Origin of the sequence: Nocardia aurantia (assembly GCF_009604425.1) — a bacterium.
Taxonomy (GTDB): domain Bacteria; phylum Actinomycetota; class Actinomycetes; order Mycobacteriales; family Mycobacteriaceae; genus Nocardia; species Nocardia aurantia.
Genome location: NZ_WEGI01000021.1, coordinates 1 through 20,411 on the forward strand (window position 1 = coordinate 1; position 20,411 = coordinate 20,411).

Annotated in this window: 16 protein-coding genes; 4 read left to right on the forward strand and 12 right to left on the reverse strand. The window is 69.9% G+C overall.

Annotated features, from left to right (window positions below):
- Window positions 1–646 precede the first annotated feature (646 nt).
- Window positions 647–3,469, reverse strand: a complete 2,823-nt coding sequence (locus NRB56_RS35765; RefSeq protein WP_227838622.1) for a helix-turn-helix transcriptional regulator — start codon at window positions 3,467–3,469, stop codon at window positions 647–649.
- A gap of 311 nt (window positions 3,470–3,780) precedes the next feature.
- Between NRB56_RS35765 and NRB56_RS35770 the strand changes: the two genes are divergently transcribed.
- The 4 genes from NRB56_RS35770 to NRB56_RS35785 all read left to right on the forward strand — a co-directional run bounded on the left by NRB56_RS35770 (window position 3,781) and on the right by NRB56_RS35785 (window position 8,251).
- Window positions 3,781–4,353: a hypothetical protein gene (locus NRB56_RS35770; RefSeq protein WP_227838618.1), complete on the forward strand. Its 573-nt coding sequence runs from the start codon at window positions 3,781–3,783 to the stop codon at window positions 4,351–4,353.
- A 214-nt stretch (window positions 4,354–4,567) separates the two neighbouring features.
- Window positions 4,568–5,716 (forward strand): sugar ABC transporter substrate-binding protein, encoded by a 1,149-nt coding sequence (locus NRB56_RS35775; RefSeq protein ID WP_153348808.1) that lies wholly within the window; start codon window positions 4,568–4,570, stop codon window positions 5,714–5,716.
- A gap of 1 nt (window position 5,717) precedes the next feature.
- Window positions 5,718–7,244 carry a sugar ABC transporter ATP-binding protein gene (locus tag NRB56_RS35780; protein WP_153348809.1) on the forward strand — a complete coding sequence of 509 codons (1,527 nt, stop codon included), beginning with the start codon at window positions 5,718–5,720 and terminating at the stop codon, window positions 7,242–7,244.
- On the forward strand, window positions 7,241–8,251 hold the full coding sequence (locus NRB56_RS35785) for an ABC transporter permease (RefSeq protein WP_153348810.1): 1,011 nt from the start codon (window positions 7,241–7,243) through the stop codon (window positions 8,249–8,251). Before NRB56_RS35780 ends, NRB56_RS35785 begins: the two co-directional genes overlap by 4 nt.
- Window positions 8,252–8,333: 82 nt before the next feature.
- On the opposite strand, the gene NRB56_RS35790 is transcribed toward NRB56_RS35785, so the two are convergent.
- From NRB56_RS35790 to NRB56_RS35840, 11 genes are all read right to left on the reverse strand, one after another.
- A complete protein-coding gene (locus tag NRB56_RS35790) occupies window positions 8,334–9,323 on the reverse strand; it encodes a phytanoyl-CoA dioxygenase family protein (protein WP_153348811.1) in 990 nt (329 codons plus the stop codon).
- A gap of 48 nt (window positions 9,324–9,371) precedes the next feature.
- Window positions 9,372–10,619, reverse strand: a complete 1,248-nt coding sequence (locus NRB56_RS35795; protein WP_319944018.1) for an acyl-CoA dehydrogenase family protein — start codon at window positions 10,617–10,619, stop codon at window positions 9,372–9,374.
- On the reverse strand, window positions 10,616–11,728 hold the full coding sequence (locus tag NRB56_RS35800; RefSeq protein WP_153348812.1) for an acyl-CoA dehydrogenase family protein: 1,113 nt from the start codon (window positions 11,726–11,728) through the stop codon (window positions 10,616–10,618). The genes NRB56_RS35795 and NRB56_RS35800 overlap by 4 nt, the downstream gene beginning before the upstream one ends.
- On the reverse strand, window positions 11,725–12,642 hold the full coding sequence (locus NRB56_RS35805; protein WP_153348813.1) for an enoyl-CoA hydratase: 918 nt from the start codon (window positions 12,640–12,642) through the stop codon (window positions 11,725–11,727). The genes NRB56_RS35800 and NRB56_RS35805 overlap by 4 nt, the downstream gene beginning before the upstream one ends.
- A 22-nt stretch (window positions 12,643–12,664) precedes the next feature.
- Complete coding sequence (locus NRB56_RS35810) at window positions 12,665–13,894, reverse strand: CaiB/BaiF CoA transferase family protein (protein WP_153348814.1); 1,230 nt, start codon at window positions 13,892–13,894, stop codon at window positions 12,665–12,667.
- Complete coding sequence (locus NRB56_RS35815) at window positions 13,894–15,447, reverse strand: AMP-binding protein (RefSeq protein WP_153348815.1); 1,554 nt, start codon at window positions 15,445–15,447, stop codon at window positions 13,894–13,896. The genes NRB56_RS35810 and NRB56_RS35815 overlap by 1 nt, the downstream gene beginning before the upstream one ends.
- Window positions 15,448–15,486: 39 nt before the next feature.
- Window positions 15,487–16,680, reverse strand: coding sequence for a CaiB/BaiF CoA transferase family protein (locus NRB56_RS35820; RefSeq protein ID WP_153348816.1), 1,194 nt, complete (start codon window positions 16,678–16,680; stop codon window positions 15,487–15,489).
- Complete coding sequence (locus tag NRB56_RS35825; protein WP_319944019.1) at window positions 16,677–17,150, reverse strand: Zn-ribbon domain-containing OB-fold protein; 474 nt, start codon at window positions 17,148–17,150, stop codon at window positions 16,677–16,679. The genes NRB56_RS35820 and NRB56_RS35825 overlap by 4 nt, the downstream gene beginning before the upstream one ends.
- A complete protein-coding gene (locus NRB56_RS35830; RefSeq protein ID WP_153348817.1) occupies window positions 17,147–18,355 on the reverse strand; it encodes a thiolase C-terminal domain-containing protein in 1,209 nt (402 codons plus the stop codon). Before NRB56_RS35830 ends, NRB56_RS35825 begins: the two co-directional genes overlap by 4 nt.
- 12 nt (window positions 18,356–18,367) lie before the next feature.
- A complete protein-coding gene (locus tag NRB56_RS35835) occupies window positions 18,368–19,552 on the reverse strand; it encodes an acyl-CoA dehydrogenase family protein (RefSeq protein WP_153348818.1) in 1,185 nt (394 codons plus the stop codon).
- 73 nt (window positions 19,553–19,625) lie between these two features.
- Window positions 19,626–20,384 carry an SDR family NAD(P)-dependent oxidoreductase gene (locus NRB56_RS35840; protein ID WP_319944020.1) on the reverse strand — a complete coding sequence of 253 codons (759 nt, stop codon included), beginning with the start codon at window positions 20,382–20,384 and terminating at the stop codon, window positions 19,626–19,628.
- Between the last annotated feature and the right edge of the window lie 27 nt (window positions 20,385–20,411).

A 20,411-nucleotide genomic window follows, 5' to 3' on the forward strand; every position in this document is an offset into this window, starting at 1 on the left:
CGAGAAGTTCAATACTGTGAGGCGGCACTCCGCCCTCGGGATGTTCAGTCCGATACGCTACGAACAGTCCCTGACAGTCGCAGCAGAAGCTGCTTGAACCACTGTCCGCCGTTCGGGGTGAACCTCAGCCGTCGTTTACATTGACAAAAAGCACGGCACCCATCGTTGTCTTCCCGTTGTAGTGTGCATGGATTGCATGTGATGCATCCGGGCCTCGGCCCGCCCCCGGCACGTCCAACGCTAGAGAGCGAAGGTCGCGCAGAAATCAGGGGTTTCCCCATGGTCGACCGCTTCCGAAATGGGCGTCGGCGGGGGTGACCCGCTGCGCGGGGGCCCCGGCCCGTCGGCATGTCTGCACGACGACGTCCGCCGATCGGGCGGTGAGGATGCCCAGAGCGAACTCGTCTTCGGGTACGCAGAGCGTCAGGAGCAGCTCTACCGGTGAGCCTTCGGCGGACATCGACGCGGCACATTCCGCCAATTCGACTGTCATCCTGTTGAAAGTCTCGGCGCTGAGGCCGTCTCGGTACCACTCGACGAGGTAGCACGGCAGAGGCGGCGGCGCAGGTGTACCCACCCACTGCACGGTAGGCGGCCCGGGCACCGTACGAATCCGGTGTTTCCCCAATGATCACGCGGTATGGTCCTACAGCCCGGTCGTCGCAACATACTGGGCGAGCTCGACCTTGTTGCGAAGGCCCAATTTCCGGTAGATACGGGTGAGGTTGACCTCCACCGTTTTCGGGCTGATGAACAGTGCCGCGGCGATGTCCTTGTTGGTCATTCCCGAGGCGGCCAGATCGGCGACACGCTGCTCGGAGGCCGTGAGGATGGTGTCGGCGCTGCGGCCGTCCGAAATTCGCGCCAATTCGGCGTTCACCCGATCCACCCAGAGCGGTGTTTTCAATGCCTCGAACGACTCGAGCGCCGCACGCAGCACGGTGGCCGCCCGCTCCTTCTGTCGTGCTCGGCGGTGCAGTTGACCGCGCAGCAATCGGGTGCGTGCCAGTTCGAACGGCATCGGCAACCGGGAATGAAACTCTATCGCCGCGTCGGCCGCGGCGACCGCACCGGAAAGATCACCTCGGGCGGCGGCCAGCATCGCGCGACAACGCGCACCCGTGGCGAGCATCCACGGCCGGTCGAGCCGGGCGCCGTTACTTTCCAATCGGCTGACGATCGATTCGGCCTCCGCGAGGCGACCCAGCTGAATGAGCGCCTCGGCCGCGTCCGGCAAGAACGTGGCGGTCAGGATTTCCGAGCTGCGCGGCTGCATCGCCGACACTGTCAGCAACGGCTCCAGAGTGTCCACGGCCGCTCGGTGGTTCCCGACCGACAATTCGAGAAATCCGAGGGTGGCGATTGCCAACGGAAGCAAGGTGGCCGACCCGGATCGCCGGCCCGCGTCCAGCGCCTCGGCCATATCGCGGCGCGCGTCCTCGACACCACCCGCATAGGCGGCGACCGTCGCGCGGATCGACAGCCCCACGAACAACGAAGTATCTCCGCCGAGCTGTGCGGCCCGCTGCACACCTTCCTCGCCGGCTTTCGCGGCACGCGAATAGTCGCCCGACCAGATATCGATGAGCGCGCTGTAGAACAGGGCAAAGGTGATCTCGTTCTCGTCGCCGCGGTCGATGCACTGTTGCTGGGTGACGGCTATGCGGCCGCGGGCGCCGTCGAGATCGCCGGCACACGCGATCAGCAGGGGGTATTGCAGGGTGGGTCGCAGTGCGATCTGCATCGGGGCATTGCCCTCCAGATCGACCGCGCGCCGCAGGCCTGCCTCGTCGATTCCATCGCCACGGGTGAGCGTGATCAGGGCGCGAATGCCCAGCGCCTGGCTCAGAACCGGCCCGGACCGCGCACTTTCGGCGGTCGCTACGGCTTGCTCGATTCGGTCGGCGGCGCCCTCGAGGTAGCCCAGGCTCAACAGCGTGAAGGCCAGGCTCAGTAGAATCCGCGCGCGCAGCGTCGGGTCCTGCCCCGAATGGTCCAATGCCTGCTCCAACAGCGGTTTCGCTTCGGAGTAGCCCTGGCTCAGGACGGCGGCCATTGCGCGCAGTGCGAGCGCTTCGGCGCGGAACTGTCCCGGGGGCAAACCGGTGATCGCGGTGTCGAGCAGGCGTTCGGCGCGGGTGATGTCACCGGCGTCGAAGTGGTGCCGCGCTGATCGGAGGTGACGCTGCGGGGTGTCACCACCCAGGCCGATCGCGTAGTCCAGGAGTTCCGCGGCGGCGGCGGGCGCGCCGCGTGTGCGGGCCAGCTCCGCGGCGTCATCGAGAGCGGCCAGCGTTTCCGGCGATCCGGTGACCGATGCCAACGCGAGGTGACGAGCCGTGGACTCGGGATTGTCCGCCACCTGAGCGAGACGTCGGTGCATTCGTCGCCGATCCGCCGGTAACGCTCTGTCGTGCACCCCGCGGGCCAGCAGGGGGTGCGTGAAGCGCACAGAGCGTCCGTCGAGTTCGACGATCGATTCCTTCTCGGCCTCTTCGAGCAGCGCGACGACCTCCGGCACATCCGACTCGACCGATCGCGCGACCAACCGAACCGTCGGCGCCGCGGCACAAGCCACGGCCAGCAGCACTGCCTGCACCCTGGCAGACAGCCGGCTGAGACGCGCGTCGACGAGTTCCGCCAGAGTCGACGTGAGCGGGATCCCGCCCGGCGCGCCATCCTGCAAGGCGCGACCGAGCTCGATCGCGTAGAACGGATTTCCCCCGGACACCTCGTGGATCCGAACCATCACCGGCCGCGGAAACGTCCGGTGCAGATGGTCGGACAGTACGGCGTGCAGAGCGCCGAGACTCATCGGTCGCAACGATATTCGCTGGGCCGGCCGACCGGCTCGCTGTAGCCAGGAGAAGAATTCCGGGCCACGGCCGCGCGTTGCACCGAGCACACCCACACGCCCGGTCAACCGGCGAGCAACATAGGAAACCACGCGAAGGCTCGACGCGTCGAGCCAATGCATGTCGTCGATCGCCAGGAGAACAGGCCGCTCATCCGCCAGGCGCTCGATCGCTCCCAGACAGCCGACCGCGACCGCCCTCTCATCGGTGGGCGTGCCGCTGTCGCCGCTCCCCCGCAGAAACATGCGATCCACCGCATGTCGCTGCAATTCCGGTAGCCCATCCCAGATCGCGGAATCGATCGGACGAACCAGATCGACCAATGCCGAATAGGCGTAGTCCAATTCGGCAGTATTGGGTTGCGCGGACAGCACCTGGAAGCCGAGGTCCCGCGCGCGGGCGACAGCCGACTGGATCAGGGCGGTCTTCCCGAGACCCGCCTCGCCCTCCACCAGAACGGCCGCGCCGTCGACACCTGCGGAGGAAAGGAATTCGTCGATCACCGAAGATTTGTCATCAGCAGGCGCACGCACGTTCGGCACCACCGGCCCCCGCCCTAGCTCACCGGCCGCGCCGATGTCCCCCATAACCACACCCCGAGTATCGGCCTTCATCACCCGGACGTCACGACAATCCGGCCCGCAGCCGACATCACATCGAAACCTGTTTCATCACAAGGATTTTCACGGATACGCGCACAACCGGGCAGGACCGGTCGCGCCGGGCGACAGTGTTGCGGCGCAACGCTGTCGATGCCGCAGGTACCGGATCGGCCGCAGCTCGGCAGGTAACTTATCTTATAAGTATTGCAATCATAGCTCCGATGGCGTTGAGTGGGTTCGGACGGGCGGACGATCACCGCCGGCCGCACGACCGGTCCACAGCCGCCGGGACCGTGAAACACTGTGAGCGCAGGAGGGTTTCGATGTCGGTGACCTCGATTGCCGTCGTACGGGCCCGAGCCCGCGAGCATATGCTGCGGTACCGGCTACTGGTGATGACACCGACTGCGGCACAAGCGGTGTGCGAGGCCGGTGGCTGGCTCTTCGATCGGGTCATGGCCGGCTGGGACGTCACGGTCCTGACGGCCACGGCCGCGGACCCCGGCGCGATTCCGATCCGGATCCTGGGCGCGGATGTGATCCGGCTGGCCGACTTCGTCCGGGGACAGCAACCAGGACCCCCGCCGCAGGGCATCGCGGTGATCGGCGATGTGTGCCGGTCCAGCGAGCCCGCGCGGCGGATGGTGGCCGATCGGCTCGATGCCGGAGACTGCGAGATCACCGTCGGCGGCCGAGGCGACGTCTGGCCGGATCGCGTGGCGGACACGATCGATTATCGGCCGAGCGCGGCCGCGCAAGTGTTCAAGCGGCACGCCCTGGCCCAGAGCACGCACATGTGCGAAGCCCCCCTCGATCGGGAGTCGCTGCGCCACACGGGAACCGCCGTTCCGACCGTCCTGCCGCCCCAGCGGATACGGCGCGCGCGGATGCGATGACGATCGTCACCGACCGGGCCCGGACGGCGTAATCCGCGGCCTGCGAGCGCCCGGACACAGGCGCCGATCGACGGGATCCGCCCGCTCATCGATCCCGCCGCCGGACCGACTTCGGCGGTCCCCCGTTCCCAGGACGTAACGCGTTCGATAACGAAGGTCCGCGCAGGATGACGCCCGTCTGCGTGAACCCTGCGCCTACTGGAGAACGAAGAACATGAGATCAAAGACGATCGCCCTGTCCAGAATCCTCGAGACCGTGACCGTCGCCGGCGTGGTGTGCGCCCTGGGCGGGCTCCTCACGGGCTGCGACAGCGGCTCCGGCGGAGGCGGGGCCGCGGCCCCCGACAGCGGGTCATCGAGCACTGTTCCGGCCGAGGTCAGCGGCACGGTCAGCCGGTACAGCGGGCAGGCTCCGCTCGATCTGCCCGCGCTGCAAGCGAAACCGGCCACCGGGAAGCATCTCGTCTACCTCGTCGACACCGCGGCACCGCTGACGGCGACGATCGGCCAGCACGCGGCGGCCGCGGCGAAGGAACTCGGCTGGACCGTCACGACGGAGAACTACGCGGGCGACCCCGCCTCGCTGGCCACCGCGATCGCGCAGGCCGACTCGGAGAAGCCGGACGCCATCCTGCTGTCCGGGGAGGACCAGTCGCATTTCGCGGGCGCGCTGAAGGCGTCCGACGCGGCCGGGATCCCGGTGTTCGTCGGTGGTGTGCCCAACACCCCCACCACCCTCGCCGAGGGCGGGCTCGCGGGCGTCTCGCTCGGTACCGAATTCCTCACCACCGAGGGCCGGATCGCGGCCGACTACATCATCCAAGCGTCCGGCGGCAAGGCGCACATCGCGATCGTCACGGTCCCGGATCAGAAGACACTTGCCACCGAAAATGCCGGATTTACAAAGGAATTGACGGCGCAGTGCCCGGCCTGCAAGGTCACGACGATCAACGCGCAGTTACAGCAGATCGGCAACGGCCTTCCGCAGCAAGTGGTTTCGGCGCTGCAATCCGATCCGAGCGTCAACTACGTCTTCTACCCCTACGGCGACCTGTCCATCGGGGTGCCGGCCGCGCTGAAGGCCGCGGGTATCACCGTGAACAGTGTCGCCGCGACCGCGTCGGCGGGCACCTACGCGGACCTGAAGGCCGGTCGCATGGTCGCGAACCTGGCGACCTCCACCGAGGTGCAGGGCTGGCTGGAGGTCGACCTGGTCGCCCGGTACTTCGACACCGGCAAGCCCGCGCTGGACGACATCGTGCCGGTCCAGATCCTCACCGAGGCCAACGACAGCTCCCCGACGCTGCCGGTCAGCCCGGCCGACTACGCGGCCCGGTTCCGGAAGTTGTGGCAGGTCGGGTGAGATGACCGACTCCACCGACGACGTCGTCCTGTCCCTGCGGGACGTGTCGAAGACCTTCCCCGGGACGGTGGCGCTGGATCGGGTCGACCTCGCCATCCGGCCGGGAGAGGTGCACGCCCTGGTCGGGCAGAACGGCTCGGGCAAGTCGACGCTGATCAAGATCCTCGCGGGCTTCCACGAGCCCGACGCCGGTGGCACGATCCGCGTCGGGGACACGGTCCTCGCGCACGGTGACCCGGCGGCGGCCCACGCCGCCGGTCTCCGGTTCGTCCACCAGGACCTCGGTCTCGTGATGACCGAGTCCGCCGCCGACAATCTGGCGCTCGGCGCCGGATACCCGACCGGGCGCACCGGCGGCATCCGGTGGCGCGAGCAGTACCGCTACGCACGGCAGGTGATGCGCGAACTCGGGCACGACATCGATCTGCGGAGCCCGGTACGGCAACTGTCGGCGGTGGAGCGTACGGCGGTGGCGATCGCCCGCGCCATGCGGCCCGCCGCGGCGCCGATCGCCCTGCTGGTCCTGGACGAGCCGACCGCCACCATGCCCGCCCACGACGTCGAGACCCTGTACGACCTCGTCCGTCGGGTGCGGGCGAACGGCGCTGCGGTGCTGTATGTCTCGCATCATCTGGACGAGGTGTTCGCGCTGGCCGACCGGGTGACCGTGCTGCGCGACGGGCACCTGATCACGACGATCGGCGTCGCGGACACCGGCCCGCGCGAACTCGCCGACCTGATGGCGGGCGGTCACGTCGACATCGGCGAGCGCGCGATCCGGGAACTCGGCGACCCCGCGCTGGAATTGCGCGACGTGTCCGGGCGCGTGTTGCGCGACCTGAATCTGGTTGTGCGGCAAGGCGAGATCGTCGGCCTGGCCGGGATCGACGGATCCGGCCGCGACGAGATCACCATGGTCACCTTCGGCGGCAGCCCGCGCACCGGGACCGTCCGCGTCGGCGGCGCCGAGATCCCGGCGGACCGCCCCGATCTCGCCGCCGCCCACGGCATCGGGTTCGTCCCGGCCGACCGCGCGGCGCACGGGCTGGTCATGGACATGACCGTCCGCGAGAACATGACCCTCACCCGGCTCGGCGACTATCTGTCCGGATTGGCGCTGCGCCATCGGCGGGAACGTTCGGACGTGGTGGAATGGGGCCGCCGCCTCGGGCTCGCCGCCCCCGGCACCGAGGTCGCCATGACCGCCCTGTCCGGCGGTAATCAGCAGAAGGTCGTGCTGGGCAAGTGGCTTCGCACGAATCCGAAGGTCCTGCTGCTCGACGAGCCGACCCAGGGCGTGGACGTCGCCGCCAAGGCGGAGGTCCACCGGCTCGTCGACCGGGCCGCCGACGGGGGAACGGCGGTCCTCGTGGCCTCGTCCGACGAGACCGAACTCGTCCGGCTGTGCACCCGCGTCGTCGTGCTCAGCCGGGGCCGCGTGAGCGCCGAACTCGTCGGCGACGACATAACCCGCGCCGCCATCACCCGGGCCGGCCTCGGAGTGGCCGAGGAAGGAGTATCGGCATGACCGAAACGAAAACACTGTCCGCACAGCCGGATTCGCCGCGGACGCCGCGTCGCCGGCTGCTGCCCGCCGTCGGCCTGGACCGGTTCAGCGGCCTGTACCTGCTGGTGGTCCTGGTGATCGCCTACTCACTGATCGAGCCGAGCACCTTCTTCACGTCGCAGAACTTCCGGCTGGTGCTGTCCAGCCAGGCGATCACCGGCATCATCACCCTCGGGCTGATGGTCTCGCTGATCTGCGGCGTGTTCGACCTGTCGATCGCGGCGAACATGACCTGGGCGGTGCTGTTCGTCGGCTACCTCCAGGAACACGGATACCCTTGGGGCGCAGCCGTCGTCCTCGCCGTGCTGAGCGGGGCGGTCATCGGCGTCCTCAACGCGATCGTGGTGACCAGGCTGCACGTCGACTCGGTCATCGGGACGCTGGGCATGTCCTCGATCCTCGCCGCCGTGTCCTACCGGCTCACCGGCGGCCAGGCCGTCACGACCGGAATCCGGCCGGGGTTCAGCGATTTCGGCAACGCCGAGTTCGCCTCGATCCCGCTGCCGGTCTACTTCTTCGCCGTCATCGCCGTCGCGTTGTGGTACTTCCTCAACTACCGGCCCTCCGGCCGGTACCTGTACGCGGTGGGCTCGAACCTCGCCGCGGCGCGCCTGGCCGGCCTGAAGGTGCTGCGCCTGCAGTGGACCGGCCTGATCGTCTCGGCCACGGTCGCCAGTTTCGCCGGGGTGGTCTTCGCCGCCCAGCTCGGCAACTCGCCCTACAACGCGGGGACGTCCTATCTGCTGCCCGCCTTCTCGGCCGCCTTCCTGGGCGCCACCCAGGTCCGGCCGGGCCGATTCAACGTGTGGGGCACCGTGATCGCGATCTACCTGCTGGCGGTCGGCGTCAAGGGACTGAAGCTGAAATGGCCCTCCGAGGCCTGGATCAGCGACCTGTTCGAGGGCGTGGTGCTGATCGTCGCCGTGGCCCTGGCCGTCCGGTCGTCGCGCCGCACCCGAACGGCCTGACGACCGGATGTGACGCTCCGGCACACGACGAGAAAGCCGGCCCGGAATTCCGGGCCGGCTTTCTCGTGTTCGTCGGCCGCGGTCAGCCCTTCTGCGGGCGGACGACCAGGGCGCGGTCGCCGTTGCGGCCCGCCATCATCTTCTCGCCGAGCTCGAGGTACTCGCGCATCCGTTCGCGGGGCAGTTGCGCGCCGTCCTTCAGGCGGAGGTACGACCGGTCGTCGACGATCAGGGTGACCGGTCCCTCGGCGGTGTCCAGCGTGATCGAATCGCTTGTGACAGCGGACAATACGCCGACGACGGGCTGAGGGGCGGACTTCGGGGACATCCGGATGTCCATGGACAGGCGGAAGCGGTCCGAGCGGTTGCGCAGGCCGGAATGCGGGGTGGCCTCGCTGAAGATCAACGCGTCGCCGGGGTGGTAGACGCTCGGGCGGGCCCAGGCGGAGTCGGGGACGGCGCCGGCGGGGATGGCGTATTTCGGGGGCGAGTTCCAGTCGTGCAGATAGCCGTGTTTGCTGATGCCGGGGGCGATCGCGACTCCGCCGCAGGCGAAGTCGATATCGGTGAACGGCAGCCAGCAGGTCCGGAAGGGGATGCCCTCGTTGAAGAAGCCGTCCTGGTGGCGACCGGCGACGAAATCCTCGGGCTCCTCGGCGACCGGCGGGTTGAGCCGGTACTCGGTGCTCGGGACCCACGAGATCGGTTCGCCGACAACCTCTTCGAAGAAGGCGTGGATCCTCGGGTTCGCCGTGAACTCCTCCCAGCAACCGGAGCCGTAGATTTCGGGCACCTTCACCGGAAAGTCGCTGACATCCTTGCCGTTCCAGATCGGCTCGGTGTGACCGGGATCGACCACACCGTAATCGTCGACGAGGATCGACAGGTATCGGGCCCGGACCGCCTCCACCGCATCGTGATCGAGCACATCTCGGAAGAACAGGTACCCCTCCTCCCGATAGACGCGCTCGAGCTCGTCGTGGTTGCCGAGCAACTCGTTGTGTACGTCGAGCTCCTTCATCGCAAAGGCCACTTCACACCACCTTGAAATATTGTCGGCGGCTCCGGTCACACCGGGAGCCGATGGGTTCGATTTCCGCCGCCGGCGTTACCGCCGTCATCACGGTTGCCGCCATTCGCGGGCGCGGCGGAGTACTTCCGAGAACGGCAGATTCGTGTCGACCGCGGGTTCCCTGGGCAGGCCGAGTACGCGCTCGGCGACCCCGTTGCGCTGCATCTGCTCGGTGCCGCCGGCGACGGCCGGTTTCTTGCTCTCCAGGAACGCGTGGGCGGCCGCGCCGGAGCCCGGCGAGGCCGGATCCCACGCCACCGCGTCCACGCCGCCGAGGTCGAGCGCGGCCCGCGCGCGGGCCGCGCTCGCGGCGGCCTTCGCCAGCTTCCCGTACGCGGCCACACCGGAATCGGCTCTGCCGTGTCGCGCGGCGGTCGCGATGCGCGCCTCGAGCTGGGCGACCGCGTAGGTCTCGAGGTGGGCGGCGGTGATCGTGCGCAGCACGGCCGGGTCGTCGAGACGTCCGGCGCGGCGGGCGAGTTCGACGAGATCCGGGCACAGCCGGCCCGGATCGTCCGGTGTTTCCACCGCGCCGGGGCGGCCCGCGCCGCGCTCGAACACCAGCAGGGTCGCCGTCACCGACCAGCCCCGGTCGACCTCGCCGATCCGGTCGGTGTCGGGCACGATCACGTCGTCGAGGAATTCCTCGCAGAATTCGCTGCCGCCGCCGATCTGGCGGATGGGCCGGACGGTGAGTCCGGCCGCGTCGCACGGCACGCCGAACCAGGTCAGCCCCTGATGTTTCGGGGCTTCCCAATCGGTCCGGGCCAGGCACATACCCCAGTCCGCCAGGTGCGCCAGCGAGCTCCAGATCTTGGCGCCGTCCAGCGACCAGCTTCCGTCGTCGCGGCGGGTGGCGCGGGTCCGGATGCCGGCCAGGTCGGATCCGGCGGCGGGCTCGGAGAAGAACTGGCACCAGAGTTCTTCCCCGCGAAGCACTTTCGGCACGTGCCGGGCCAGGTATGCCGGTGTCGCGTGCCGCAGCATGGTCGGGACGCAGGAACCGAAGGTCGTCACGCTGAGGATGCCGAAATTCGGGGTGACGAAATCCGTTGCCTCCTCGGCGAAGGCGCGTTCGTAGGCGGCGGGCAGTCCGCCGCCGCCGTATTCGGCCGGCCAGGTCAGGCCCGCGAACCCGCCGTCGGACAGCCGGCGCTGGATGGCCCGGTGCTCGCGCACGTGCGTTTCGGCATGCGGATCCGGTGTCGCGGTGGTGGTCCGGCGGTCCAGGTTCCCGGGCAGCCAGGCCCGGACCCGGGCCCGGAATTCCTCGATGCTCTCGGCGGGCGACGTCACCGGGCCTCCTGCAATTCGTCGGCGTGCGCGGCCAGGATCCGGCCGCGATGGAACTCGGTGGTGCCGTACAGCGCGACGTTCGTGACGGCACGGCGCAGATACAGGTGCAGATCGTGTTCCCACGCGAAACCGATTCCGCCGTAGACCTGTTGGCAGTCCTGGACCAGCCGGGCGGCGCGCTCGCCGACGTAGGCGGCGAGGATCGCCACGGTCTCCGCGGCGTAGGACCGGTCCGCCGCGACCGCGCGGGTCGCGCCCGCGAGCACGGCCTTCATGGCCTCGACGGCGACGCTCATATCGGCCATCAGGTGTTTGAGGGCCTGGAAGGATCCGATCGGGCGGCCGAAGGCGATTCGGTCCAGCGAGTACTGCCGGGTCAGGTCGAACAGCCGGTCCAGGGCCCCGATCGTCTCGGCGGCCGACAACAGCGCCGCCACCGTGCGCAGCCGCTCGGCCGCGCCGGGGAGGGTCGCGGTGTGCGGCACGCGCACGCCGTCGAGGGTCATCCGCACGAGCCGGCGGGTGAGATCCAGGCAGGCCAGGGGCCGCCCGGCGGTCAGGTGATCCGTCTCGATCAGGACGGGCAGGGTTCCGCCGGCCGTCGACGCCGTCAGCAGGATCCAGTCCGCGGACGCGTCGTCGACGATCACGCTTCCGGTCAGCGACAGGTCCGCGCCCGCGGTCTCGGCGAGCAGGGCGGTCCCGCCCCACAGCGCGTCGCCGGCGACCGCGAGGGTGGCGCGGGCCTTGCCGGTCACCAACTCCGGCAGCACCGCGCGCTGCCGCGCCTCGTCGCCGACGGCGGACACGGCCGCGGCGACGGCGTTGGCGGCGACGAACGGTTCGGGCAGCAGCCGCTCACCACGCAGCCGCGCGAGCAGCACCGCGTCGGCCACCGGATCACCGGAAACGCTTCCGCCGCCGAATGTCTCGTCGGCGAACATGGCGAACCAGCCGAGCTCGGCGGCCGCCCCGACGTGGCCGGCGCCGGCGGACCCACCGTCGGCGAGCGCGCGAATCGCGGTGAGCGGCAGCACCTCATCGATGAACCGCGCCGAGGTGTCCAGCAGCAGTCGCTGGTCCTCGGTCGGTTCGGGATCCAGCCTCATGCCGTCTCCGCGTCGGCGACCACCCGGTCCCGGACCGCCGGCCGGACCGGACCGGCGTTCTTCCAGTTCGGCACGCCGTCGGATTCGTGGGCACGGGCCACCTTGTCGTCGTGCAACTCGGCCCAGTGCGAGTGGTTGAGCTGATGCAGCCCGAAACAGGCCTGCAGGGCGTTGTAGAAGCCCATGTTGTCCTGGGTCTGGTTCACCGACTCCTTGATCAGCAGGGCCGCCATGGTCGGGGTCTTCGCGATCCGCTTCGCGAATTCCTCGGTGTTGGAAGCGAGTTCGGCGCGCGGCCACAGCTTGGAGACCATGCCGAGCCGGTAGGCCTCCTCGGCGTCGATCGAATCACCGGTGAGCATCAGCTCCTTGGTCTTCCGGAGACCGAATTCCCAAGGGTGCGCGAAGTATTCGACGCCGCACATGCCGAGCCGGGCGCCGACCACGTCGGCGAACACGGTGCCCTCGGCGGCCACGATCAGATCGCAGCTCCACATCAGCATCAGCGCGGCGGCGTAGACGTTGCCGTGCACCTCGGCGATCGTGATCTTGCGCAGATTGCGCCAGCGGCGGGTGTTCTCGAAGAAGTAGTGCCACTCCTGCAACATCCGGTGCTCGGCCCCGACCCGGGTGCCGCCGTTGGTGCGGTGCGTGACGTGCTGGTTCGGGCCCGGCTCACGCTCCTCGATGCGCAGCGCGGAGCCGAGATCGTGACCGGAGGAGAACATGGCGCCCGTGCCGCCGAGAATGACGACCCGGACCTCGTCGTCGGCCTCCGCGCGCAGGAACGCCTCGTTCAGTTCGACCAGCATCTGCCGGTTCTGCGCGTTGCGAACCTCGGGGCGGTCCAGCATGATTCGCACCACCCGTCCCTCGTCGAGGGTGGTGTAGCCGATGAATCGGTAGTCACTCATATTCTTCTCTCTCGTCGGGTGGTCACAGCAGGCCCTGCTCGCGCATCCGCGCGATCCGCTCGGGTGGGTAGCCGAGCAGTCCGCCGTAGACGCGGTCGTTGTGCTGACCGAGATGCGGTGCGGGACCGTCGAATCCGGCCGGGGTATCGGAGAAGACGATCGGCAGGCCGCTGCCGTGCAACTGCTCCGCGACGCCGTGGTCCGGATGGGCCAGCGGCACCGTCTCGCCGCGAGCCCGCACCCGCGGATCCCGCACCGCCTCCTCGGGGGTCCGCACCTCGGACACCGGGATGTCAGCGGCCGCAAGCCTTTCGCAGATCTCCGCGACCGTCAGACCGGCGGTCCACGAGGCGACGATCGCGTGGATCTCGTCGGCGTGCGCGGCCCGGGGTGCGCGAGTGGCGAAGCGCGGATCGGCCAGCAGTTCCGGCATGCCCATCGCCGCGGGCAGCCGCGTGAAGAACCGGTCGTTGGCGGCGCAGATCGTCACCTGCCCGTCGGCGGCCGCGAAGATGCCGAACGGCGCGAGGCGGTTGAGGAAATTGCCGGTGCGCGGCGACATTCCGGTCGCGGCGTAGCCACCCCACGGTTCCACGGCGACCATCGAGGTGAGCGCGCCGAGCATCGAGACGTCGACGTGCTGCCCCAGCCCCGTCTCGCGCGCCTTCACCACCGCGGCGACCGTGCCCATCACCGCGAACAGCGGGGCGACCATGTCGCCGAGCGGCAGCCCGACCCGGACCGGGTCGTCGCCCTCGGAACCCGAGGCCAGCGTCAGACCCGACAGCGCCTGGATCGTCACGTCGTACGCCTTGCCCGAATCGCCGGGTGCGTCGCCACCGAAACCACTGATCGAGGTGTAGACCAGGCGCGGATTGACCTCGCGCGCATGCCGATACCCGATCCCGAGCCGATCCGCGGTGCCGGCGCTGAAGTTCTCGACGACGATGTCGGCATCGCGGATCAGGTCGTCGAACACCGAGATCGCCTCGGGGTGTTTGAGATTCAGGGTGATGCCGAGTTTGCCGCGGCAGCGTTCCAGGAACGGGATCGACAGGTCGTCGTCGTGCTGTGGCAGCCGGTGCACGCCGTCGCGGCCGAGGTAGGGGACGTTGCCGCGGGCCACGTCGCCGGACCCCGGCTCCTCGATCTTGATCACGGTCGCGCCGAGGCCGCCGAGCAGCAGCGTGGCGTACGGGCCGGACAGCGCGCGGGTGAGGTCGACGACGGTCAGACCGGACAGCGGGCCCATCAGCGGCCTCCCGCCGTGGCGTACCGCCGGCGCAGTTCGCGCCGATTCAATTTGCCCATCGGGGTGCGCTCGATCGCGTCGACGAACCGGATCACCCGCGGGGTCTTCACCGCCGACAGGTGCGTGCGGCAGAAGCCGACCAGCTCCTCCGCGGTCGGGGTGGCACCCGCCGCCGGAACCACAAGGGCCAGAGCCTGTTCGCCCATCTCCGGATCGTCCACGCCGATCACGGCGACGTCCGCGACCGCCGGATGTTCGGCGAGCACCCGCTCCGATTCGGCGGGGTAGATGTTCACGCCGCCGGAGACGATCTTGTCGCTGTCCCGATCGGTGAGATACACGAAACCGTCGGCGTCGACCCGGCCGATCTCGCCCAGGGTGAACACGCCCGGCCGCAGGTTGGCGGCGGCGGTGAGCTCCGGCGCGTCCTCGTACTCGATACCCCAGCCGGCCGCGTTCTCGAAGTACAGCCGGCCCTCGCTGCCCGCGGGCAGTTCCCGGCCCGCGTCGTCGACCACGAGCGCGCGGTAGCCGGGCACGGTCCGGCCGACCGAGGTCGGGTGCGCCAGCCATTCGGCGGTCGTGATCGCGCACACGCCACCGGATTCCGTGCCGCCGTAGGTCTCGAGGAACACCGGGCCCCACCAGTCGATCATGGCCCGCTTGACGTCCTCCGGGCAGCCGGCGCCGGTCTGGGTGATCAGCCGGATCGAGCCGACGTCGTGCTCCGTGCGGCTCTCGTCGCGGGCGCGCAGCAGCCGGATGAAGTGGGTCGGCACCATCAGGCTGGTCGCGATCCGTTCCCGCGCGATGGTTTCCAGGATCTCGATCGCGTCGAAGCGGCGCGGCACGTGCACCGGCACGCCGGCGGTCAGCAGTGCCGTCGCCTGGATCGGGCCGGAGTGGTACAGCGGCCCGGACACCAGATGCGGTCCCTGCCCGGCGAATCGGTTGGTCGCGGCCCACCGCCGGTATGCGGCCGGGGTGGCGCCGCGCGGGAAGATCGAGCGCGGCATCAGGGTGCGCTTCGGTCGTCCGGTGGTACCCGAGCTGAACAGGATCGGTGCGGCGACCGGATATTCCGGCCCCTCCGCCAGCACCGGGCCCGCCGACCACTGCCGCATCGTGGTGTATCCCGCGCCGGATTCGGCCGACCAGGTGAGGACCCGCACCTCGGGCAGTGCCGCGGTGGCGGCGAGCGCCGTGCCCAGCAGATCGGGCCCCGCGAACAGGGTGCCCGCACCGGATTCGGCGAGCATGTGGGCGATCTCGGCGGGCCGCAGGTGCACGTTCAGCGGCACCAGCGGCGCACCGGACAGGATCGTGGCGGCACAGATGAGCAGGGAGCGGCCGGAATTGCGGGCCAGCACCGCGACCGGCCGTGGCCGCGTGGCGTATTCGGCGCGCAACCGGCCCGCGACCCGATCCAGCTCGGCGGCGACCGCGGCGGGCGGCAACCGCAGATCCCAGGCGTTCAGCCCGAATTCGGTGGTGCCGCTGTCGTCCGCACCGGCGGCACCGGGCTCCGGGCCCGGTGGCTTCGACATGTTCATGACCGACTCTCCTGTGTGTTCGGATCGGGGGCGAGGGCGCTAGGTGATGACACCGGCCGCTTTGAGCCGGGCGATCTCGTCCCAGTCGTGACCGGCCTCCAGCAGCAGCAGTTCCGTGTGCTCGCCCAGTTCGGGCCCGCGCGGCAGGGTGGCCGCCGGGGTGCCCACGGTGAACGGCGCCCGCACCAGCCGCATCTCGGAATCCGGTACCGAGCAGACGAATCCGTTCGCCACCACCTGCGGATCGGAGACGAGTTCCGAGACCGCCCGGACCGGCGCCCAGGGGCCCGCGAATCCGGCGAAGACGGCACACCATTCGTCGCGGGTCCGGTGCGCGAAGGCCGCCTCCAGCGCGGTGCGCAGCTCCGGGGTGTGGGCCGCGCGGGCGGCGGCGTCGGCGAAGCGCGGCTCGCCCGCCAGTTCCGGAACGCCCAGGTGGCTACAGAATTCGTGCCAGTAGCGATCGGACTGCATGAGGTTGATCATGATCCAGCCGCCGTCGGCGCAGCGGTACGAACCGGTCAGCGCGGGCATCGGCAGCCGGTCACCGGAAGTGGCCGCACCGGAGACGATTTCGCTGGCGGTGACCCAGGCCGCGGCGCCCATCAGCGAGGCGCCGACCGGCTGCGGGTCCGCGCCGCGCTCGCGGCCCAGCAGGGCCGCCAGCACACCGGCGGCCAGCCCGACCGAGGCGATCCGGTCGCCGAACGACGGTGGCTGCCGGGCCACCTGCGGCGCACCGGGTTCGGTCACCAGCTCACCGACCCCGCCGCGCGCCCAGAAGGCGGTGATGTCGTAACCGGGCTTGTCGCTGTCGAGCCCCGACGGCCCGAACGCGTCGCCGCGGGCATAGATCAGCCGCGGGTTGATCTCGGCCAGATCCTCTTGCGACAGACCGTGTTTCACCAGTGCCGTCTGCCGGAAGCTGGTCATGAACACGTCCGCGCCGCGGATCAGCGAGCAGGCCAGGTCCCGGCCACCGGGCGCGGACAGGTCGATGCCGATGCTGCGCTTGCCCCGATTCGCCTGTGCCGAACGGGCCGATAGCGCCCCGGCGGTGTTGGCGGCGCCGGCGGTGGTCAGCGCGTGGTAGGGATCCCCGTGCCGCGGGTGCTCGATGCGCACCACGTCCGCGCCGAGATCGGCCAGGATCGCCGCCGCGCTCGGCACGAACACCCACTGCGCGAGTTCCACGACCCGGATTCCGGCCAGGGGGCCGTTCGGTGTGCTCATCGGTCCTCTCCTTCCACCGGCCGCCACTGCAGCAGGGTGTAGTCACGTCCGCTCACATGCCGATCGACGAATTCGCCGCGCACCGGGGTGCCGACGGTGATCGGGTCGCGGCCCGGATCGCCGAGCAGCAGATTGCCGACCAGCCGAATCCCGCCCGCGGCAGGCAGTTCCACCACCGCGACCACGTAGGGCACGGCGGTCACCAGTTCCTCGCGGGCCGCATGCCACACCCGCGTCCAGCTGAACAGCACGCCCTCCGGCGCCGTCGCCCGCCAGCCCGGATCGAACCGGTGGCAGCGGTGACAGATCACCTCCGGCGGCCACTGCCAGGTGCCGCACTCGCAGTGCTGCACGTACAGTTCGCTCGCCGCGAGCCCGTCGTGGTACGGCCGGTCGAGGCCGGTCGGCAACGGCACCGGAACCCCGAAAACCTGTGGTAGCGCGATGTTCTCGCGAGCCGTGGCGGTCACAGCGCGGCCTCCGTTCCGTACAGCACCCCACTGGTCAGCGAGGTCATCGGGCCGCCCATGGCGGCGGAGATCACGGCGCCGGGCACCTGATTCGGTGCGGTGCCGCGCAATTGGCGCACCGCCTCGAGGTGGTGGCCCATGCCGAGGATGTACGCCTCGGCGAAGTTGCCGCCGGCGGTGTTCAGAGGCGCCGCGCCACCGGGTGCGGTCAGGTTCTCGACGGTGAGGAACTCGTCGGCCTCGGCGTAGTCGCACACACCCATCTCCACCAGGCCCATCACCACACCGGCGGTGAAGTTGTCGTAGATCTGGAACGTATCGATGTCCGCGACACCGACTCCCGCGTCGCGGTACAGTCGCCGGGCCAGAGCGCGATAGCCCGCGGTGGCGTAGTCCGGATTGTTCTCCGCGCCGGCTCCCGAGCGGTATCCGCCGCTCTGCCCGGCGGCGAGCACGTAGACCGGGGTCTGCCGCAGCGAGCGGGCCCGGTCCGCGGACACGAGCAGTACCGCGGCGGCGGCGTCGCTCTCCTGGCAGCAGTCGTAGAGGTGGTAAGGCTCCGCGATCCAGCGACTTTCGTCGTACTGCTCGGCGGTGAGGCCCCGATGTCGCATGACCGCGGCCGGATTGGTCCGGGCGTGCCGGTAGGCGGCCATCGCGACCGCGCGCATGGTGGACTGCCCGATGCCGTACTCGGCCATCATGCGGGTCGCGCGCAACGCGTACTTGTGCGGTGCGGCGAACGCCCCGTAGGGGCCCATCGCCGCGCCGCCGAGGTCGTAGCCGGACACCTCCGGCCCGCCGCCGCTGCCGCCGTAGCCGACACCGCGACCGAACCGGCCCACCTCACCCTGCCGGCAACCCCGGTAGGCGATCACGCAATCGGCCAGGCCGGCGGCGATCGCGGCGGCGCCGATCGCGACGTGCCCGGCCGAACCGCCACCACCGCCACCGAACTGCATTGCCCCGAGCCGTAATTCGGGGATGCCCAGGGCGGTCGCGAGCCGGACCGGATTGCTCCCGTCGTTGGAATAGGCGACGAAGCCGTCGATCTCGCCGACCTCGACACCCGCGTCCTCGGCCGCCGCGAGCACCGCCCGCAGCACCATCGCGAACTCGGATTCGGCCGAGCCACCGTGCCGGAAGTACTCGCTCGCGCCGATGCCGGCCACCGCGACCCGCCCGCGCAGCGAATTCGTTGTCATACCGGAAGCCGCTCAGCGTCCGGAATACGAGGCGAGCACCGACGGCGCGGCGTTGACCATCGTCGTCGGATCGACGTACACGTGCTGGGTGGCGCCGTGGATGTCGCGGACGCAGCGGGCCAGCGCGTTCGGGCCGCGCAGGCCCTTGCTGCCGGACCACGCGTACGCGAATTCCACTGCCTCCCTGCCGACTTCGGTGACGAAGGTGGAGGCCTGCCGGATCCGCTGGTATTGCAGTTCGGAGACCTCGTCACCGGCCTCAGCGGTCTGCTGCGCGGCGTCGAACACCTCGAAACAGAATGCCCGCGCGGCCGCGAGTCTGCCCTCCATGACCGCGAAGTCGTGCCGGAACAACTGCTGCTCGATGATCGGCTGCACACCCGGGCGGGTCTTGCCGGCCGACAGGATCGCGTGCAACTCGCCGAACGCGCGGCGCGCGATGCCGAGCGCGACGCCCGCATGTCCGGCGGAACCCATGATCTGCAACCCCAGATGCTGGGTCGCCTGCCCGCGCAGCGGTTTCGCGCCGATCCGGCGGACCGTGAACTCCTCCGGAACGAACTGCTCCGGGATCTCGTAGTCGTAGCTGCCGGTGCCGACGAGCCCGAGAACGTCCCAGTTGCCGAGGAATTCGACCCGGTCCCGCGGAACCATGAAGATCAGTTCGATCTCGTTGTCCGCACCGGTCCGCGCGCCGCCGCCGATCCAGTCGGCGTGGCCGGTGCCGCTGCCGAACTGGTAACGGCCGGCCGCCCGGTAGCCGCCCGCGGCCGGGGTGACCTTCCCCATCGGCGCGAACATGCCGGCGATGATCGCCTTCTCCGGGCCGCGGAACAGGGTGTCCACGGCGGCGTCGGCGCAGTGGCCGCCGCTGAAACCGGTGACGGACATGTTGGCCATCAGGCTCCAGCCGACGGAACCGTCGGCGGCGCTGATCTCCTCGGTGACCGCCAGCGCCTGCGTGATCCGGCCGTTGCCGCCACCGAGTTCACCGGGCACCAGCAGCCAGAACAGCCCGGCTTCCTTCAGCAGAGCGACCACGTCGGGGGTCATGGTGCCGTGGGCCTCCACGGCCGCCGCGGCCTCGCGCACGGCCGGGGCCACGGCGCGGGCGCGCTCGACGGGGTCCGCGATGCCCAGGGGGGCACCGGAAGTCGGGGCCGGTGTGGTCACCGTCCCGTTGGTGGTGGTTCGCATCGTTTTCCTTTCGTCGGGCGACACGTGTTCGAAGACTTGCGGTTCCGGCGTCACCGGGCGGTGGCCGGGACGGTCACATGAAGCGGGCGCCGGACACCTCGAGTGCGGCCCCGGTCACGAAACCGGCCATGTCGGAGGCGAGAAAGACGGCCGCGTCGGCGATCTCGTGCGGTTCGCCGATCCGGCCCAGCGGCACGTCGGTGAGCCGGGCGGCGAGATCCGCCGGGTCCAGCTGTTCGGTCATCGCGGTGCGGATGATGCCGGGCAGTATCGTGTTGACGCGAATGTTCTTGGGCGCCAGCTCTTTCGCCGCCGCTTTGGTGAGACCGAGAAGGGCCGACTTCGCGGTGCTGTAGACGGTCTGGCCGGGCAGCCCGGCCTTGCCGCCGATGCTCGAGATGTTGACGATGGAGCCGCCGGGCCGCCCCGATCGGTCACCCATGCACATCCCGGCGTACTTGCAGCCCAGCCAGGATCCCTGCACGTGGACGTCGAGCAACAGCCGGAAGTCGTCGAGCGGCACCTCGGCCATCGTCCCGTTGCGCAGCACCCCGGCGTTGTTCACCCAGATGTCCAGCCCACCGGGCAGCGCCGCGGCGCGCTGCGCGAGCGCGGCGACCTCGGCCTCCGCGGTGACGTCACACGCCGTCGCCTGGGCGCGGGTCAGGCCGTCGGCGGCCAATCGCTCCACGGCAGCGACGGTTTCGTCACCGTCGAGGTCGGCCAGGATCACGGTCGCGCCCTGGGCCAGGAATCCCCGCGCCATCGCGAGCCCCAGCCCGCGCGCCGCGCCGGTGACGACGGCGGTGCGGCCGTTCAGCAGATCGTTCACGGGTTCTCCACCTCGGTGTTCGGACCG

What these genes read in the sequence shown, in the direction of transcription:
- NRB56_RS35800 (WP_153348812.1), bottom strand. Translation starts at nt 11,728, where the DNA reads ATGAGGCTGGATCCCGAACCGACCGAGGACCAGCGACTGCTGCTGGAC.
- NRB56_RS35785 (WP_153348810.1), top strand. Translation starts at nt 7,241, where the DNA reads ATGACCGAAACGAAAACACTGTCCGCACAGCCGGATTCGCCGCGGACG.
- NRB56_RS35765 (WP_227838622.1), bottom strand. Translation starts at nt 3,469, where the DNA reads ATGAAGGCCGATACTCGGGGTGTGGTTATGGGGGACATCGGCGCGGCC.
- NRB56_RS35805 (WP_153348813.1), bottom strand. Translation starts at nt 12,642, where the DNA reads ATGAGTGACTACCGATTCATCGGCTACACCACCCTCGACGAGGGACGG.
- NRB56_RS35810 (WP_153348814.1), bottom strand. Translation starts at nt 13,894, where the DNA reads ATGGGCCCGCTGTCCGGTCTGACCGTCGTCGACCTCACCCGCGCGCTG.
- NRB56_RS35780 (WP_153348809.1), top strand. Translation starts at nt 5,718, where the DNA reads ATGACCGACTCCACCGACGACGTCGTCCTGTCCCTGCGGGACGTGTCG.
- NRB56_RS35830 (WP_153348817.1), bottom strand. Translation starts at nt 18,355, where the DNA reads ATGACAACGAATTCGCTGCGCGGGCGGGTCGCGGTGGCCGGCATCGGC.
- NRB56_RS35815 (WP_153348815.1), bottom strand. Translation starts at nt 15,447, where the DNA reads ATGAACATGTCGAAGCCACCGGGCCCGGAGCCCGGTGCCGCCGGTGCG.
- NRB56_RS35770 (WP_227838618.1), top strand. Translation starts at nt 3,781, where the DNA reads ATGTCGGTGACCTCGATTGCCGTCGTACGGGCCCGAGCCCGCGAGCAT.
- NRB56_RS35820 (WP_153348816.1), bottom strand. Translation starts at nt 16,680, where the DNA reads ATGAGCACACCGAACGGCCCCCTGGCCGGAATCCGGGTCGTGGAACTC.
- NRB56_RS35775 (WP_153348808.1), top strand. Translation starts at nt 4,568, where the DNA reads ATGAGATCAAAGACGATCGCCCTGTCCAGAATCCTCGAGACCGTGACC.
- NRB56_RS35835 (WP_153348818.1), bottom strand. Translation starts at nt 19,552, where the DNA reads ATGCGAACCACCACCAACGGGACGGTGACCACACCGGCCCCGACTTCC.